Source organism: Mycobacterium sp. (assembly GCF_019243155.1).
Taxonomy (GTDB): Bacteria; Actinomycetota; Actinomycetes; order Mycobacteriales; family Mycobacteriaceae; genus Mycobacterium.
Window position 1 is genome coordinate 1 of the sequence record NZ_JAFAUS010000024.1, and the last position, 15,998, is coordinate 15,998.

The 15,998-nt window shown below is 67.7% G+C and carries 16 protein-coding genes; 5 read left to right on the plus strand and 11 right to left on the minus strand.

Annotation, left to right across the window (positions count from 1 at the left end; all coding sequences use genetic code 11):
• Positions 1 to 1,013, plus strand: a 1,013-nt coding sequence (locus JOZ00_RS01395) for a glucose-1-phosphate adenylyltransferase (RefSeq protein WP_293338695.1), incomplete at its 5' end; no start/stop codon positions are given.
• A 6-nt stretch (positions 1,014 to 1,019) separates the two neighbouring features.
• Here JOZ00_RS01395 and JOZ00_RS01400 read toward each other — a convergent pair.
• From JOZ00_RS01400 to JOZ00_RS01425, 6 genes are all read right to left on the minus strand, one after another.
• Positions 1,020 to 2,714, minus strand: coding sequence for a CocE/NonD family hydrolase (locus JOZ00_RS01400; protein ID WP_293338697.1), 1,695 nt, complete (start codon positions 2,712 to 2,714; stop codon positions 1,020 to 1,022).
• Positions 2,715 to 2,759: 45 nt separating this feature from the next.
• Positions 2,760 to 3,434 carry an isoprenylcysteine carboxylmethyltransferase family protein gene (locus tag JOZ00_RS01405; RefSeq protein WP_293338699.1) on the minus strand — a complete coding sequence of 225 codons (675 nt, stop codon included), beginning with the start codon at positions 3,432 to 3,434 and terminating at the stop codon, positions 2,760 to 2,762.
• A 7-nt stretch (positions 3,435 to 3,441) separates the two neighbouring features.
• Positions 3,442 to 5,082 carry an ABC transporter permease gene (locus JOZ00_RS01410; protein ID WP_293338701.1) on the minus strand — a complete coding sequence of 547 codons (1,641 nt, stop codon included), beginning with the start codon at positions 5,080 to 5,082 and terminating at the stop codon, positions 3,442 to 3,444.
• The gene (locus JOZ00_RS01415) at positions 5,082 to 6,002 is read right to left on the minus strand and encodes an ABC transporter ATP-binding protein (protein ID WP_293338703.1); all 921 of its coding nucleotides are present in this window, start codon (positions 6,000 to 6,002) and stop codon (positions 5,082 to 5,084) included. Before JOZ00_RS01415 ends, JOZ00_RS01410 begins: the two co-directional genes overlap by 1 nt.
• Positions 5,992 to 6,630 (minus strand): TetR family transcriptional regulator, encoded by a 639-nt coding sequence (locus JOZ00_RS01420; protein WP_293338705.1) that lies wholly within the window; start codon positions 6,628 to 6,630, stop codon positions 5,992 to 5,994. The genes JOZ00_RS01415 and JOZ00_RS01420 overlap by 11 nt, the downstream gene beginning before the upstream one ends.
• A gap of 91 nt (positions 6,631 to 6,721) precedes the next feature.
• Positions 6,722 to 7,390 carry an O-methyltransferase gene (locus tag JOZ00_RS01425; RefSeq protein ID WP_293338707.1) on the minus strand — a complete coding sequence of 223 codons (669 nt, stop codon included), beginning with the start codon at positions 7,388 to 7,390 and terminating at the stop codon, positions 6,722 to 6,724.
• A 202-nt stretch (positions 7,391 to 7,592) separates the two neighbouring features.
• Between JOZ00_RS01425 and sigE the strand changes: the two genes are divergently transcribed.
• From sigE to tatB, 4 genes are all read left to right on the plus strand, one after another.
• Entirely contained in the window at positions 7,593 to 8,360 is a 768-nt protein-coding gene (gene sigE, locus JOZ00_RS01430; protein WP_293338709.1) for an RNA polymerase sigma factor SigE, read from the plus strand.
• Between the two features lie 151 nt (positions 8,361 to 8,511).
• Positions 8,512 to 8,907 carry an anti-sigma E factor RseA gene (rseA, locus tag JOZ00_RS01435; RefSeq protein ID WP_293338711.1) on the plus strand — a complete coding sequence of 132 codons (396 nt, stop codon included), beginning with the start codon at positions 8,512 to 8,514 and terminating at the stop codon, positions 8,905 to 8,907.
• Between the two features lie 158 nt (positions 8,908 to 9,065).
• A complete protein-coding gene (locus JOZ00_RS01440; protein WP_293338713.1) occupies positions 9,066 to 10,577 on the plus strand; it encodes a trypsin-like peptidase domain-containing protein in 1,512 nt (503 codons plus the stop codon).
• A gap of 2 nt (positions 10,578 to 10,579) precedes the next feature.
• The gene (gene tatB / locus JOZ00_RS01445) at positions 10,580 to 10,987 is read left to right on the plus strand and encodes a Sec-independent protein translocase protein TatB (RefSeq protein WP_293338715.1); all 408 of its coding nucleotides are present in this window, start codon (positions 10,580 to 10,582) and stop codon (positions 10,985 to 10,987) included.
• A 17-nt stretch (positions 10,988 to 11,004) separates the two neighbouring features.
• Here the strand turns inward: tatB and JOZ00_RS01450 are convergent, their stop codons facing one another.
• From JOZ00_RS01450 to JOZ00_RS01470, 5 genes are all read right to left on the minus strand, one after another.
• Positions 11,005 to 12,150, minus strand: coding sequence for an Mrp/NBP35 family ATP-binding protein (locus JOZ00_RS01450; RefSeq protein ID WP_293338717.1), 1,146 nt, complete (start codon positions 12,148 to 12,150; stop codon positions 11,005 to 11,007).
• Positions 12,151 to 12,186: 36 nt separating this feature from the next.
• Positions 12,187 to 13,539 (minus strand): lytic murein transglycosylase, encoded by a 1,353-nt coding sequence (locus tag JOZ00_RS01455; RefSeq protein WP_293338719.1) that lies wholly within the window; start codon positions 13,537 to 13,539, stop codon positions 12,187 to 12,189.
• 107 nt (positions 13,540 to 13,646) lie between these two features.
• Positions 13,647 to 14,189: a DUF1003 domain-containing protein gene (locus JOZ00_RS01460; protein WP_293338721.1), complete on the minus strand. Its 543-nt coding sequence runs from the start codon at positions 14,187 to 14,189 to the stop codon at positions 13,647 to 13,649.
• A complete protein-coding gene (locus tag JOZ00_RS01465; protein WP_293338723.1) occupies positions 14,186 to 15,493 on the minus strand; it encodes a CBS domain-containing protein in 1,308 nt (435 codons plus the stop codon). Before JOZ00_RS01465 ends, JOZ00_RS01460 begins: the two co-directional genes overlap by 4 nt.
• Before the next feature lie 71 nt (positions 15,494 to 15,564).
• Positions 15,565 to 15,998, minus strand: a 434-nt coding sequence (locus JOZ00_RS01470) for a DUF4190 domain-containing protein (protein ID WP_293338725.1), incomplete at its 5' end; no start/stop codon positions are given.

Genomic DNA, 15,998 nt, shown 5'->3' on the forward strand with positions numbered 1-15,998 from the left:
ACCGTCATATCTCGCAGAACTGGCGGCTGTCGGGCCTGGCCGGCGAGTACATCACGCCGGTGCCGGCGCAGCAGCGCCTCGGCCCGCGCTGGTACACGGGCTCCGCGGACGCCATCTACCAGTCACTCAACCTGATCTACGACGAAGATCCCGACTACATAGTGGTTTTCGGGGCCGACCACGTGTACCGGATGGACCCCGAGCAGATGGTGCGGTTCCACATCGACAGCGGGGCAGGAGCGACCGTCGCCGGCATCAGGGTGCCACGCGGCGAAGCCACCGCGTTCGGCTGCATCGACTCCGACGAGTCGGGCCGCATCCACAACTTCGTGGAGAAGCCGCTTGATCCGCCGGGAACCCCGGACGACCCCGACACGACGTTCGTGTCGATGGGCAACTACATCTTCACCACCAAGGTGCTCATCGACGCCATCCGCGCCGACGCCGACGACGACCATTCGGATCACGACATGGGCGGTGACATCATTCCGCGACTGGTGGGCGACGGGATGGCAGCGGTCTACGACTTCAGTGACAACGAGGTGCCCGGGGCGACGGATCGTGACCGGGCCTACTGGCGTGACGTCGGGACGCTGGACGCGTTCTACGACGCGCACATGGACCTGGTGTCGGTGCACCCGGTGTTCAACCTGTACAACAAGCGCTGGCCGATCCGGGGTGAGTCGGAGAACCTGGCGCCGGCCAAGTTCGTCAACGGCGGCTCCGCCCAGGAGTCGGTGGTCGGCGCCGGCAGCATCATTTCCGCGGCCTCGGTGCGCAACTCGGTGTTGTCGTCCAATGTCGTGGTGGACGACGGCGCGATCGTCGAGGGCAGTGTGATCATGCCCGGCGCCCGGGTTGGCCGCGGCGCGGTGGTACGCCACGCCATCCTGGACAAGAACGTGGTCGTCGGGCCCGGCGAGATGGTCGGCGTCGATCTGGAAAAGGACCGGGAGCGCTTCGCGATCAGCGCCGGCGGCGTGGTCGCGGTCGGCAAGGGCGTCTGGATCTAACCTCTGCTAACGGATCTCCGGGACCAGCAGGTGCGCGTTGTGGTGCGGCCCCCAATGCAGCGTGACTCGACCTCGCGGCGAGCCTGCGTAGGAAGCCGGGAACTGGCCGGTGAGTGGGTTTCTCGGGCACAGCCAGCGTCCGGCGATCACCAGCCGCAGCTGTTCGCCCGCACGAAATAGCGTCGCCGACGGGCCCAGCGCCACATCGACCGCGACCACCTCTTCAGGGGTGACGGGCTGCGGCTCGGTGCAGGCGGCGACGGGTTCCCACGGCCGCGAGAGCTCGGGGTCGAGCGCGCGCAGCGCGATCCGCTGCCAGCCGGTGGTCACCCGGTCGCGGCCGTAGCCGTAGGACCCCTCGAACCCGACGAACCGCCCGTCGCGCCACTTCTCCACGCCGACGAAGAGGTTCGCGTCGTCGCAGCCGCTCAGCTCGACCCACAACCGCGCGACCATCGGACCGGTCAGCTCGATGTCCGCCGGCGCCGTCCACGTGAATACCGCGGCGCGAGAATCGGTTTCGAATGCGCTGCGGCCCGCGATCGTCGGGGCATCATCCGCCAAGGTTCGGGCAGCGGCGGAATGCCCGCCCAAATACAAAGGCCGCCAACGGGTGCGGGCGAGCGGCCATTCGGACTCTTCGCGCACCGCGGTGACGGTGTCGCGGTCCTCGCGCACCTCCAGGCGGACGCTGCGCGAAGCGGGCGCGCCGTCCAGCACGTCGGTGAAGAACTTCAGCTGCTCGGCGAGCGCGGCGTCGGAATAGAAGGTCGTCCACTTCCCGCCGCGATGGGTGTAGAGCCGGGCGTGCCCGGAGCCGCCGTGCGTGAACGCCCGCATGACTCCGCGGCTGTGCAGGTTGTTGTCCGAAAAGCTGCCGCACAGCAGCATCGGCACTTTGATCGCTGACAGGTCGGGCACCAGCGAGCGCCAGAACTCATCGCGCAGCGGGTGCTCACGCTGCATCGCGGCGAACTCGTAGCTCTGCCGGGTGCTGCGACTCAAGTTGCGCGACCACAGCCGGGAGAAGCCGGTCTCCTTGATGCCACCCGGAAACATCAGGTCGCGGTAGGCGTCGGTGAAGCCTTCCCACGGGCAGATGGCGCGCAGCGCCGGTGGTTGCAGTGCGGCGACCGCGTACTGGCTGATGGCCAGGTAGGACACGCCGAGCATCACGACTCGGCCGTCGCACCAGGGCTGATCGGCCAGCCACTGCACCAGGTCGTAGGTGTCTTCGGCCTCCTGCTGCGACAGCAGCTTGCCGGTTCCCTCGGAGTGGCCGCACCCGCGCGAGTCGGCGTTGACCACGACGAAGCCCTGTTGGGTCCACCATGCCGGGTCCGGCGCCTCCCAGCCCGTCAGCGTCGAAAACGCCACCGGCTGCGGCTGGCGGATCGCGCGGTACTGCACTGAGAAGGTGGACCTGCTGCCGCGACGGGTCGGCAGGTTGTCCTTGCCATAGGGGTGGATGCTCAGGATGACCGGCCGGGCCACGTTGCCGCCGTCGCGGAAGACGTTGATACGCAGCACTGTTCCGTCACGGGTGGCCACGCCGACGTCGCGGTCGGCATGCATGTCGGTCGGGGGAATGGTCACCGTTACCGGGGGTTTGGCGGCGCCGCGAATGCGGCTCAGCGCGTACCGGAGCGCCCCTTTCCGCTTCCAGGGCCGGTCCAGCATCGGTGCGGGGTTTTGGGCCACGCGATCACCCTAGGCGCGTTGGCTCGTCCGCTACCAGACATGCAGCTACCAGACGTAGGGCACCAACCGATAGCGCACCCGTTGCGAGTATTCGCGATATCCGACCAGCTCCCGGTTGAGCAGCTTTTCCTCGTCGAGGATGCGCAGGGCCAGCACCACGGCGGCCGGGATGACGAAGAGCAGCCCCCAGAAGGAGTCGAGTGCCAGGGGGATACCGATCATCATGATCACATTGCCGACATACATCGGGTGCCGCACGAATTTGTAGAGACCACCCGAGGCCAGCTTCTGGCCGGGTTCCACCTTGACCGTGGCGCCCGCGTAACTGTTCTGGGTGATTACCAGCATGGCGATTCCGAGCCCCGCCGCCACCAGGACGTCACCGAACACCGACAGCCACGGCGGCACCGGCGACCAGCCGAACCGATGGTCGAACGCGCTGAACACCATCACCGCGAAGATGCCGAGAAATGAGCCGCTGATGATGAATTTCTGCGACTTTCGGGGCTCCGCTCGCGGGCCGGCATGCATGCGTCGTTGCAGGGCATCGGGGTTTGTCCGGCCGATGTAGACGGTCGGAATGATGGTCGACGCGGTGAAAACCGCGATGAAAACCCATGCCTGCCAATAGTGGAGCGTCCCGGCCGGTAGGAAGAGAATCAAAATCCAAGAAACGATGCCCCAGAAAGATGTAGCGGCCATCCGGATACCGGTCTTCACAACGCTCCTAGCAACGCAGATCGCGGCGCCTGAAAGTTGCGGCACCGAAAATGATGAGTCCTCCATCGATCGCCAGCAACCACAGTAGCGGTACGACGCTGAAACCGGCGCCGACCCTCGGGACGTGTGCGAACGGCTCCAAGTCGAGCACCCACTGCGGAAATCCGGCCAACGAACCGATCAGGTACAGGGCGACGAAGCCGACCAGCACGCCCCAGGCGACCGGGGTGAACCGCGGTACCACACCGAACAGGGCGACGGTCACCGCCGACAACAGCCAGACCGCGGGCAGCTGCACGGCCGCGGTGGCAACGACGACGGCCAGCTTGCCGCCGACGTCGCCGGCGGCGGCGCCGTAGACGACGCCGCCGACGACTCCGCTGAGCAGCATCGCCGCCGCCGAGCCGGCGAGTGCCGTGACCAAATGACTTGTGAGCCAACGGGTTCGCGATACCGCGCCGGCCAGTGTGGTTTCGGCCCGTTGACCGGCCTCCTCCTGGTGCAGCCGCAGGGTGAGCGAGACGGCGAACGCGGAAGCCACCATGCCCATCATGGTGAACGCCACCGCGATGAAGGCCTCCTCCAAAGCTCGGGTGCCGCCCATCCGGGCGACGATGTCGCGGGCCGCGCCGCCGCCGAGCTCGTCGCCGATGCCGTGCACGATGCTGCCCATCAGCAGGCCGTACAGGCACAGGCCCACCGTCCACAGCAGCAGGGCGCCGCGGTCCAGCCGCCACGTCAGCCCGAAGACGTTGCTTAGCGTTGAGGACCCCCGGCCGGGCCCGGCGCGCTCGGCGACCAGCCCCGCGCCGACGTCGCGGCCGGCGAGCAACCGGTATGCCACCGCGGTGAGCGCGGCCGCAGTACCCAAATGCAGCAACAGCACCCACCAGTGATCGCCCGCGTAGGGCCGGATCTGCAGAGACCATCCCAGCGGGGAGAGCCACGACAGCGCACCGGAGCCCGCATCGCCGATGGCACGCAAGGTGAATGCGGCCGCCAACACGGCGAACGCGGTGCTGCGAGCGAACCGCGCGCTGGGGGACAGCTGCGCGGCCACCGCGGCGACGGCGGTGAACACCAGGCCGGAGCCGGCCAGCGCCGCGCCGAACGCCAGCGATCCGCCCGCGGGCACAGCGGTGTTGAGCAATCCCGCGGCGCCGATCGCGCCGGTAGCGATCGACGCCCCGAACGACAGGATCAGCGCGGCGCTCAGGCTGGCGTAGCGGCCGACCGCGGTGGAATCCATCAGCTCGGTCCGCCCGGTTTCCTCGTCGGCGCGGGTGTGCCGGATCACGGTGAGGATGACGGCCACCGCGATCAGCACGTGGAACATGCCGGCCTTCCAAATGCCAACCGCCCCAAGGCTGTTGTTGTAGATCTGGCCGTACAGCGCACGCTGGGCGGGGCTGGCCATGATGGAGGCCGCGAATCCCGCGCGGGCGGCTTCGGTGGGGTAGACCTTTTGAATGCTGCCGACATAGACCGATGCCAACGGGAGCGACAGCAGCAGTACCCAGAGCGGAAGCGAGACGCGGTCGCGGCGCAGGTAAAGCCGCAGCATCCCCAGCGTTCCGGAGAAGTTCGAACTACGTTGCGGCCCATGATGTGCCGCGGGACCGGGTCGTTGCAGGGTGGCGGTACTCATCACGCTGACACCTTCTTGTTGTTGCGACCGGTGTCGTAGTGGCGCAAGAACAACTCTTCCAGCGTCGGCGGCTGGCTGACCAGGCTGCGCACACCCGCATCGCCGAGCACCCGGATCAGTTCGCCGAGGCTCTCGCTGTCAACCTGCGCGCGCAGCGTGTTGCCCTCGACGCTGATGTCCTCAACGCCCTTGATCCGGGTGAGATCGCCTGGATTGCCGGTCATTTCGGCCTTGATCGAGGTGCGGCTCAGGTGGCGCATCGAGTCCAGCGAACCACTCTCGATGGTCTTGCCCGCCCGGATGATGGTGACTCTTTCACACAGCGCCTCGGTCTCGGCCAGGATGTGGCTGGACAACAGGACCGTCACGCCGCGGTCGCGCGCCTCGGCTACGCACTGCTGAAAGACGTTCTCCATCAACGGGTCCAGTCCGCTGCTCGGCTCGTCGAGGAGCAGCAGACCGGCTCGCGAGGAGAAGGCGGAAATCAGGGAGACCTTCTGCCGGTTGCCCTTCGAGTAGGTGCGCGCCTTCTTGTGCGGGTCGAGGTCGAAGCGCTCGATCAGCTCCGCGCGGCGCCGGTCGTCGATGCCGCCGCGCATGCGCGCCAGCAGGTCGATCGTCTCGCCGCCGGTCAGCGACGGCCACAACGTGACATCGCCCGGCACATAGGCGATCTGGCGGTGCAGCTCGACGGCATCGGTCCACGGGTCGCCGCCCAGCAACCGCACGCTTCCGCTGTCGCCCTTGACCAGACCCAACAGGATGCGGATGGTGGTGGACTTCCCGGCGCCGTTCGGCCCGAGGAACCCGTGCACTTCACCCGGACGCACAGTGAGGTCGAGACCGTCCAGCGCCCGAACGGCACCGAAGTTCTTGGTGAGACCTCGGATTTCGATGGGCGCGGAATCATTACTCGGCATTGGATCCTCCTTGATCATCTGCTGCCAGGAATGCGTCGTACATCGTGCGGTCGGTCATCAATCCCTCGGTGTAGATCTCGAGGGCGGGCAGAGTCATGTCCCGTGCGTAGTCGCGCAGCACAGCGCGCAGATCCGTTGGATTTTCGTGCATTTGGATGTAGAGCAGGAATCCCCCGCCGCTGGTGATGGCCAGATAGCGTGCCCTGGCTCGAGGATCGCGGCTGGGTTTGATCGTCCCCGCGCGCACCCCTTCTTCCATGTATCCCTGCGCGTTCTCAATCATCCTCTGCCACAAGAAGTTCGCCAGGTCGCCGCCGGCCTGCATGCTGCGTACCAGGTAAGCCATCAGCGGTGCGTAGTCCTCGATCTCGGCCATCTGCGCCAACCAGGTGGCCGGGTCGTTGGACTGAATCGCCGCGGACTTACCGCTGCGGACCTCTTCGGCGACGTACTCGTCACAGGCCTTGCGTAGGCCTTCCTTCGAGCCGAAGTGATGAATGACCAGCGCCGCACTGGCTCCCGCCGCTTCGGCGATCGCGCGGAGTCCGACGCGAAACCCGTGCTGGCCGAACTGCTCGATGGCCGCGTCACGGATTCGGGCGGCGGCGGTCAGGTCGGCTGAACGCATGTTCAGTACGCTAAACGCTCGTTCAGTCCGGAGTCAAGGAGGCGCTCCGTCAACATTTCGTAAAAGTGTTGCGGTGGCCTGAGTGCGCGAACTAGTCGCGGACCGCGGCCAAAATGCCGTCGCCCAGCGGTACCAGCGCGGGGGTCAGCCGTTCATCCTCGGCGATCAGTCGGGCCGCTTCCCTGACGGCGGCCACGTCGGCGTCGCGCGCCGCGGGATCGCCGGCCCGTCCGCCCAGCGCCGCCCGGTGCACCACGATCACGCCTCCGTGGCGCAGCAACCGCACCCCCTCGACGACGTAATTCGGCTGATCGATCGGGTCGGCGTCGACGAACACCAGGTCGTAGGACTCATCGGCGAGCCGGGTGAGCACCTCTTGGGCGCGCCCGCTGATCAGGCGAGTGCGCGACTGGCCGATACCGGCTTCTGAGAAGGCCTGCTTGGCGAGCCGCAGATACTCGGGCTCGATGTCGATGGTGGTCAGGACGCCGTCCTCGCTCATGCCCGACAACAACCACAGGCCGCTGACGCCCGCGCCGGTGCCCACCTCGGCGACCGCCTTGCCACCACTGAGCTTCGCCAGCAGACTCAGCAGCGCGCCGACGGCCGGCGTCACCGCGCCCGCGCCGATATCCACTGAGCGCTCGCGGGCGGCCGCCAGCAACGCGTCCTCCGAGATCGATCCCTCGGCGTGCGCGGACAGTGATTCGGCTCGACTGGGGGCTGTTTGGCCAGGAGCTTCTGCGTCGGTGCCGTCCATGCCCGCAGCGTATTCCAATTCGCGACTCGCTTGGGCAGGCGCGCGGATAACCGCGCCTCGCCGACACGCCCGGCAGATCGGCTGCGTTTAAGCTCACCCCGCCGCGGATATCACCTGCACAACGCTGGTAACAATACAGTTTCTCAGCTTGAGCTCAGATTGTTCATATACCGCACATACGCCGATACGCGACGGTGTCCCTATGGAACGTGGAGCGCATTGGCCCGGGAATACCGAGTGGCAGCCACATGTTGCCGCCGATGACGAACTGCCGCTCAACGGCAGGCCGATTTCGGAGGACTTGATCATCACCACGCTTTTGAGCCCGACCAGCATGTCTCATGCGCAAGACTGCCCCACCGACGAATGGGTGGAGACGTCCGACACCCCGCAAGGCACCGCGGTATTCGACGCGACTGGGGACAAGACGACCATGCCGTCGTGGGATGAGCTGGTGCGTCAGCACGCCGACCGGGTGTACCGATTGGCCTACCGCCTCGCCGGCAATCAGCAGGACGCGGAAGACCTGACCCAGGAGACGTTCATCCGGGTTTTCCGCTCGGTGCAGAACTACCAGCCGGGGACGTTCGAAGGCTGGCTGCACCGCATCACCACGAATCTTTTCCTTGACATGGTGCGCCGGCGGTCCCGTATCCGGATGGAGGCGCTGCCGGAGGACTACGAGCGCGTTCCCGCCGATGAGCCCAACCCGGAGCAGATCTACCACGACTCGCGGCTCGGGCCCGACCTGCAGGCCGCGCTGGATTCGCTACCGCCGGAGTTTCGTGCGGCGGTCGTTCTGTGTGACATCGAAGGTCTGTCGTACGAGGAGATCGGCGCCACGCTGGGCGTCAAGCTGGGCACCGTGCGCAGCCGCATCCACCGCGGACGTCAGGCGTTGCGCGACTACCTGGCCGCGCACCCAGAGCAGGGCGCCCTGCTCGAAGGGTTGCACGCCAAGTCGGCTTAGTCCGGCCACCGGAGGTCACGATTGTGCACGGCCGGGCTAAAACAAGGAAACAATCCAGGGGTTTTGCTGCCCGCGGGGGCGAAATTGGGTACCGCCTCGCGCTACATTCGAGATGAGGTGCAAAAAATAAGTGGGCGGTAAGGAGATGGTGATGCTCGATCGAGGACATGTCTTCCGTCGCGCATTCTCCTGGCTTCCCGCGCAGTTCGCCTCCCAAAGCGACGCGCCCGTGGGGGCACCGCGCCAGTTCGGGTCCACCGAGCACCTCTCCGTGGAAGCCATCGCCGCGTTCGTCGACGGCGAGCTGCGAATGAACGCGCACCTGCGCGCCGCGCACCACCTGTCGCTGTGCGCCCAATGCGCTGCCGAGGTCGAAGACCAGAGCCGAGCGCGCGCGGCGTTGCGCGACTCCTGCCCGATCCGCATTCCCAGCACGCTGCTCGGAATGCTGGCCGACATCCCGTACGGAACGCCGGACGACCCGACCGGCCAACTGCCCGACCGTTTTGCTGAACGCGATGGACGTCAGCAACGTAAGCGTCGGTAGCGACGTCGTTGATCCTCACCCGGCGCTGCGCGCGCGTTCCTGCCGACCAACGGCGCGCTGTGGATACTAGGGTGGACACGGACAACATCGGCGCCATGCATTTCGCCCGGTAAACGGCTTGTCTCGCGCGCTCAAGAAGAGGATCCAAAAGGGGTAACGTGACCTCCGACCAAGGCTTCGACAAGAGGCAAGACAGCGGCAATCGCTTGGCGCCGCGCCCCATCTCGCGGCCACCCGTGGATCCCGCGTCGAGTCAGACGTTCAGTCGTCCGGACGGTCTGCGCGGTTCTTTCGTGGCCGAGCGGGTCCGTCCGCAAAAGTACCGAGACCAGAGCGAATTCACGCCCGAGGACCAATCCGCCGACCCCGTCCTACAGGAGGCGTTCAGCCGGCCGGTCGGAAGTCCCGACTCGCTGCAGCGCCACCCCGTCGACTCCGGTGCGCTGGCGGCGGAGAAGGACGGCGCCGAACCCGAAGACGACGACCCCTGGCGGGATCCCGCGGCCGCGGCGGCGTTAGGGACCCCGGCGGTCACCGCGCCGGCACCTACGACCGGGCTGGGCTACGGCGGCAAACTCGGTGTCCGCGACGTGCTCTTCGGCGGCAAGGTGTCCTACCTTGCGTTGCTCGTCCTGCTGCTCATCGCGTTGGTCATCGGCGTGCTCGGCGGCGTGATCGGCCGCAAGACGGCCGAGGTGGTCGAAGCCTTCACCACCTCGAAGGTCACGCTGTCGACCAACGGCAACGGCGAGTCGCCCGCGGGCCGGTTCGCGAAGGTGGCCGCCGCCACCGCCGACGCCGTGGTGACCATCGAGTCGAAGAGCGACCAGGAAGGCATGCAGGGATCGGGCGTCGTGGTGGACGGCCGCGGCTACATCATCACGAACAACCACGTGATCTCCGAGGCGGCCAACAACCCCAGCCAGTTCAAGACCACGGTGGTGTTCAACGACGGCAAGGACGTGCCCGCCAATCTGGTCGGGCGTGACCCGAAGACCGACCTCGCCGTGCTCAAGGTCGACAACGTCGATAACTTGACGGTGGCCCGATTCGGCGACTCGGACAAGGTGCGCGTCGGTGACGACGTGCTCGCCGCGGGAGCGCCGCTGGGCCTGCGCAGCACCGTGACCCACGGCATCATCAGCGCGCTGCACCGCCCGGTCCCGTTGTCCGGGGAGGGCTCCGACACCGACACCGTCATCGACGCCCTGCAGACGGACGCCTCGATCAACCACGGAAACTCCGGTGGCCCGCTGATCGATATGGATTCGCAGGTGATCGGCATCAACACCGCAGGTAAGTCGTTGTCCGACAGCGCAAGTGGGCTGGGCTTCGCGATCCCGATCAACGAGGCGAAGGAGGTCGCGCAGACGTTGATCAAAGACGGGAAGATCGTGCACCCAACCCTTGGGGTCAGCACCCGTTCGGTCAGCAACGCGATCGCCGCGGGCGCCCAGGTCGCCAACGTCAAGGCGGGCAGCCCGGCGCAGAAGGGCGGCATTCTGGAGAACGACGTCATCGTCAAGGTCGGCAGCCGCAAGGTCGCCGACGCCGACGAGTTCGTCGTCGCGGTGCGCCAGTTGAACATCGGCCAGGACTCGCCGATCGAGGTGGTCCGCGACGGTCGCAATGTCACGCTCACCGTCAAACCCGACCCGGATAACAGCTAGCGATGTTCGGCAGTCTGAGCTGGGAGCACATCATGGTGCTCGTCGTGGTCGGGCTGGTGGTGCTCGGCCCGGAGCGGCTGCCCGGTGCGATCCGCTGGACGTCGAACGCGCTGCGCCAGGCGCGCGATTACCTCAGCGGGGTGACCACTCAGTTGCGCGAGGACCTCGGCCCCGATTTCGATGATCTGCGCGCTCCGCTGAGCGAATTGCAGCGACTGCGGGGTATGACGCCGCGGGCCGCGCTGACAAAACACCTACTCGACGGCGACGATTCGTTCTTGACCGGGAACTTCGACAGGCCGGCCAGCCCGGCCAACGAGGCGTCGCAGTTGCCGACGTCCGGCCAGCCGAACGGCGAGACCCCGCAGCACGCACCGGGTCACACGCCCTACGACGCCGACGCGACCTGACCGCCGCGCAGGCGGAGTCAGTGCTTGGTCGGATCGAGCCCCAGCGATACACCGGCCAGTCCCCGCCGGCGTGACGACAGGCTGTCGGCCACGCTGCGCAGTTCCTTGCCCGCCGCGGAATCGGGGGCGCTGAGCACGATCGGGATGCCGGAATCGCCGGCGGACACGAGCGCGGGGTCCAGGGGAACCTGACCCAGCAGCGGCACCTCGGCGCCGGTGGCGCGCGACAACCGCTCGGCCACCTGCTGTCCGCCGCCCTCGCCGAACACCGCCATCGTGGTGCCGTCCGGCAGGAGCAGGCCCGACATGTTCTCCACCACCCCGACGATGCGCTGACGGGTCTGGATAGCGATGCTGCCGGCCCGTTCGGCGACCTCGGCCGCCGCGCTCTGCGGCGTGGTCACCACGAGGATCTCGGCGTTGGGGATCAGCTGAGCCACCGAGATGGCGATGTCGCCGGTTCCCGGCGGTAGGTCGAGCAGCAGCACGTCCAGGTCGCCCCAGTAGACGTCGGCCAGGAACTGCTGCAAGGCCCGGTGCAGCATCGGCCCGCGCCACACCACCGGGGTGTTGCCCTCGGTGAACTGGGCGATCGAGATGACCTTCACCTCGTGGGCGATCGGCGGCAGGATCATCGACTCGACCTGGGTGGGCCGGTCGCTGGTGCCCATCATCCGCGGGACGGAGTGGCCGTGGATATCGGCGTCGAGGACGCCCACCGACAGTCCGCGCGCGGCCATCGCCGCAGCCAGATTGACTGTGACGCTTGACTTTCCGACGCCGCCCTTGCCGGACGCGACGGCGTACACCCGGGTCAGGGAGTTGGGCTGCGCGAACGGGATGACGGGCTCGCGAGCGTCGCCGCGCAGCTGCTTGCGCAGTTCGGTGCGCTGTTCGTCGTTCATCACGTCCAGGGTCACCCGCACGGCGCCGGTGCCCGGCACGTCGGAGACCGCCTGGGTGACGCGGTCGCTGATCTCGGTTTTCTTGGGGCAGCTGGCGGTGGTCAAGTAGATCTCTACATGCACTCCACCGTCGGGTTCGGTGTCAATGCTCTTGACCATCCCGAGTTCGGTGATCGGACGCCGAAGTTCGGGATCGATCACCTTGCCCAGTGCGGTGCGAATAGCCGCGCTCAGGTCGGCTTGCGAATCAGGGGACATCAACGCCGAGTGTAGGCGCGTCTAAAGGTTGATTGGTCAGCCGGCCGGAGTGGGCGCGGACTGGTTGCGTCCCGGTGCGTTGGCCGCCGTCGGCGCCGGGCCCGCGGGCTTGGGTGACGGCGCCGCCTGGGCTGAACCGGCAGGCGGCCCGGCCGGGGGAGGACCGCCGGGCCCGCCCGCCAGCGGATCTGGGGCAGCAGGTGCGCCGAACGGTGGCGGCGCGACCGGCGGGACGGCGTCAGGAGGTGGTGGCGCGCCGAACCCCTGCGGCAGTCCCGGAGCCGGCGGCGGGGTTTGTGAGCCGATGCAGATCACCGTGCACCCGGGCTGCCGGGTCTGCTGCGCCTGCGTCGGCGTCATCCACGGGAACGCCGTCGGGGGACCGGCCAGCTGCGGCGAGCTCAGGTCGATCAGCGGCACGCGCGCCAGCGGGTCGTCGGACGGCAAGCCGTTGACGTTCATCGGCAGGTTCGGCCCGAGTCCCTCGGGGTGCTCGAAGAAGGCGTCGCCCAGCGGAGGCGGCGGCCCGGTCATCGGCGGCAGGTCGACCGGCACCACACCGGTCGCGTATGCCGCGGCCCAACCCAGCACGTTCTGGGCATACGGCATCGAGTTGTTGTAGCGCAGGATCGCGGCCATCACCTGCGACGCGTCGCGCAAGTTCAGCCCGCCGCTGCACAGGTAGCGGGCGGCCGCCAGGGTGGCGTCGAAAAGGTTCTGCGGATCGGCGACGCCGTCGCCCTTGCCGTCGGAGGCATAGCGGGCCCAGGTGCCGGGCAGGAACTGCATCGGCCCCATCGCGCGGGCGTAGGTGGGGCGGCTGCCGGCGCTGCTCGAGACGATGACCTCGTTGCCGGGCAGCGTGCCGTCCAGGGACGGGCCGTAGATCGGGCGGATCGCGGTGCCGCGCGCATCCACCGCGCCACCTCCGGCATGGCCGGACTCGATGCGCCCGATGCCCGCCAACAGGTTCCAGCTGACACCGCAGCCGGGTGCGGCGACGGCCATCTTCTGCTCGGCATTGCGGTAGGCCGCCAGCGCGATGCTCGGAATCCCAAGCGCGCCGGGTGCGTTCACGATCATCGCCGGGGGCGGCGCGGACAGTGCTGGCTCGGCGATGTGGAAGGCGGTCGGAGCCCGGTCGACTGAGACGACGGCCGGGCCCGAGAGGTCGGGGACGGTCGGCGAAACAGCGGCGACCGGCGTGATGGCGGCATGCACCGGGGGAAGTCTGTTCGGGAAGGACGGAGCCGCTCCGCTGGCAGCCCCCGCGAACACCAGAGGAGCGAGGATCAGCACCCCGAACGCCGGCGATCGTGATCCGCCCAGAGTCCGCTGGCGCACTGCCGCGGCGGCCGGGCGTGCAACCCGGCGTCCCCCTATGCGCACTCGACCGTCCTAGGTGTGTGAACTGGGTTCACTTTCTTCAAGATTGGTGAACCAGATCACCATACATAACTCGTGGGGCGAGAGTGGCGCAATGGTCGAAACGGTTCTCAGCCCGATTTCTTAGCCGTCCGCTCCAGGCTTTCCTCGCTGCGTCTCGACTCCCCGTTAGCCGTCTCGGGCCCTAGATTCAGTAGCAGTTCGCGCAGGTCATCCAGTTCGTGGCGCAGGTATTCACGCGTCACGCCCTCGCCGACGGCGAGCCGCAACGCGGCCAGTTCGCGGGCCAGATATTCGGTGTCGGCCTTAGTTTGTGCGGCGCGGTAGCGATCCTGTTCCAGCGCGACCCGGTCCCTGTTCTCCTGGCGGTTCTGGGCCAACAGGATCAACGGCGCGGCGTAGGCGGCCTGCGTCGAGAACGCGAGATTGAGAAGGATGAACGGGTAGGGGTCGAAGCGCATCGAGACCGCGACAAGATTGATCGCGATCCACACCACGACGATGATCGTCTGGATCAGCAGGTAGCGACCGGTGCCGAAGAAGCGCGCGATGGACTCGGTGATCTGTCCGACGGCCTCGGGGTCGAGCCGTGGGGAGTACCTGCGCGATGTCCGCGGGGTGTACAGCCCCCGCGGTGCCGAGGATTTACTCACGCGGATCCTCCCATTTCTTCGAGCCGACCGGCGGCGTCGAGCTCTTGCATATCGACCCGCCAATCGTGCGGCAGCAGGTGGTCGAGCAGGTCGTCGACGGTGACCGCCCCCAGCAGGTGGTTCTGGTCATCGACCACCGGTCCGCACACCAGGTTGTACGCGGCCAGGTACCGGGTGACCGCGCCCAACGGGGTCTCCGGCTTCAGGGTCAGCAGCTCACTGTCGACGATTCCGCCGACGAGTGCGGCGGGCGGCTCGCGGAGCAGTCGCTGCAGGGGGATGCAGCCGAGGTACCGACCGGTTGGGGTGGCCGTCGGCGGGCGGGCGACGTACACCATCGACGACAGCGCGGTGGTGAGTTCGGGGTCGCGGACCCGGGCCAATGCCTCGGCGACGGTGGTGTCGGGGGTCAGCACGACGGGGTCGGAGGTCATCAACCCGCCGGCGGTGTCCGGGGAATGCGCCAGGAGCCGACGCACCGGTTCTGAGTCGTCGGGGTCCATCCGGGTGAGCAGCATCTCGGCGTCGGTCGGGTTCAGCACGCCGAGCAGGTCGGCGGCGTCGTCGGGATCCATCTCCTCGAGGACGTCGGCGGACCGCTCGGTTCCCAGTTGTGACAGCACGTCCGCCTGATCCAGCTCGGGCAGTTCCTGCAGGACGTCGGCCAGCCGATCGTCGTCGAGCGCCTTGAGCACCTCGTAGCGCCGCTTGGCGGGCAGGCCGCGGATGGCGTCCGCGACGTCGACGGCCCTGCGGCCCTCGAACTGGTCCAGCAGTTGCGTCACGCCCTGGCCCGGCAGGGCCAGCGCCGACGGGGTCAGGCCCTGCACGTTCTGCCAGTCGACGACGTGCACGGGGCCGCGCCGTCCCAGCCGCCGGGGGACGCGAACGGCGACCCTGCTGACCATCCAGTCCCGCGTCCGGGTCTGTTCGATTCCGAGATCGGTGATGACCACGTCGAGGCCCGCGAGTTCCGGCAGCGCGGGGTCGTTGACCTTCACCTGCGTGTCCAGCACCTGCCCCATCGCCAGCACCTCGCCGGGCCGCTGCTCGAAGTGCCGCAACGACACGCTGCCGGTGTTGAGGGTGACCGCGTCCGGCTCGATCGCGGCAACGCGCAGCATCGGAATGAAGATGCTGCGGCGCGTCGCCAGGTTGACGACCAACCCGAGGACGCGCGGCTGCTGGCGCACGATGCTGATGCTGATCACCACATCGCGGACGCGGCCGAAGGATTCGCCCATCGGACCCAGCACCAACATCCGCGAGAGCCGGGCGATGTACACCCTGTTGACCGATCCCATGGGGGAGAGCCTAGGCAGGCGCCCACGGTTGGGCAGACGCCCGGTGGCTGTCGGTGCCGACGGGAATGCTGCTAACGCGAATGCATCGCGAACAGCGCGACGATGAAACCGACCACCAGGGTCGCGATGCCGATGACGATGCCTGCGACCGCAAGGCCGTAGCCCTCTTGTCGATTGTGCTTGATCTGGTTGATGGCAATCCCGCCCAACACGATCGCCACGATCGAGCCGATGCAGCACAGGATTCCGGTGAACGACGCGATGAGCGACGCGACCGCCAGCCCGTTCGTACTGGCCTGCATGGCTCCCTGGGAGCCGTAGCCACCCAGATATTCCGGTGGGTAGTAGCCACCCTGGTAGGGCGGCGGTCCGTAGCCGGGCGGCGGGCCACCGAACTGCTGCGGACCCGGCGGGTAGGGCGGACCGCCGTAACCGGGCGGCTGCTCGTAACCCGGCGCTTGCTCGTACCCGGGGGGCTGCCCGTACCCGGGGGGCGGCGGACCGG

Excerpts from the sequence above, each read along its gene's own strand:
- JOZ00_RS01410 (WP_293338701.1), bottom strand. The coding sequence starts at position 5,082 with ATGAGTACCGCCACCCTGCAACGACCCGGTCCCGCGGCACATCATGGG.
- JOZ00_RS01415 (WP_293338703.1), bottom strand. The coding sequence starts at position 6,002 with ATGCCGAGTAATGATTCCGCGCCCATCGAAATCCGAGGTCTCACCAAG.
- JOZ00_RS01420 (WP_293338705.1), bottom strand. The coding sequence starts at position 6,630 with ATGCGTTCAGCCGACCTGACCGCCGCCGCCCGAATCCGTGACGCGGCC.
- JOZ00_RS01425 (WP_293338707.1), bottom strand. The coding sequence starts at position 7,390 with ATGGACGGCACCGACGCAGAAGCTCCTGGCCAAACAGCCCCCAGTCGA.
- sigE (WP_293338709.1), top strand. The coding sequence starts at position 7,593 with ATGGAACGTGGAGCGCATTGGCCCGGGAATACCGAGTGGCAGCCACAT.
- rseA (WP_293338711.1), top strand. The coding sequence starts at position 8,512 with ATGCTCGATCGAGGACATGTCTTCCGTCGCGCATTCTCCTGGCTTCCC.
- tatB (WP_293338715.1), top strand. The coding sequence starts at position 10,580 with ATGTTCGGCAGTCTGAGCTGGGAGCACATCATGGTGCTCGTCGTGGTC.
- JOZ00_RS01450 (WP_293338717.1), bottom strand. The coding sequence starts at position 12,150 with ATGTCCCCTGATTCGCAAGCCGACCTGAGCGCGGCTATTCGCACCGCA.
- JOZ00_RS01465 (WP_293338723.1), bottom strand. The coding sequence starts at position 15,493 with ATGGGATCGGTCAACAGGGTGTACATCGCCCGGCTCTCGCGGATGTTG.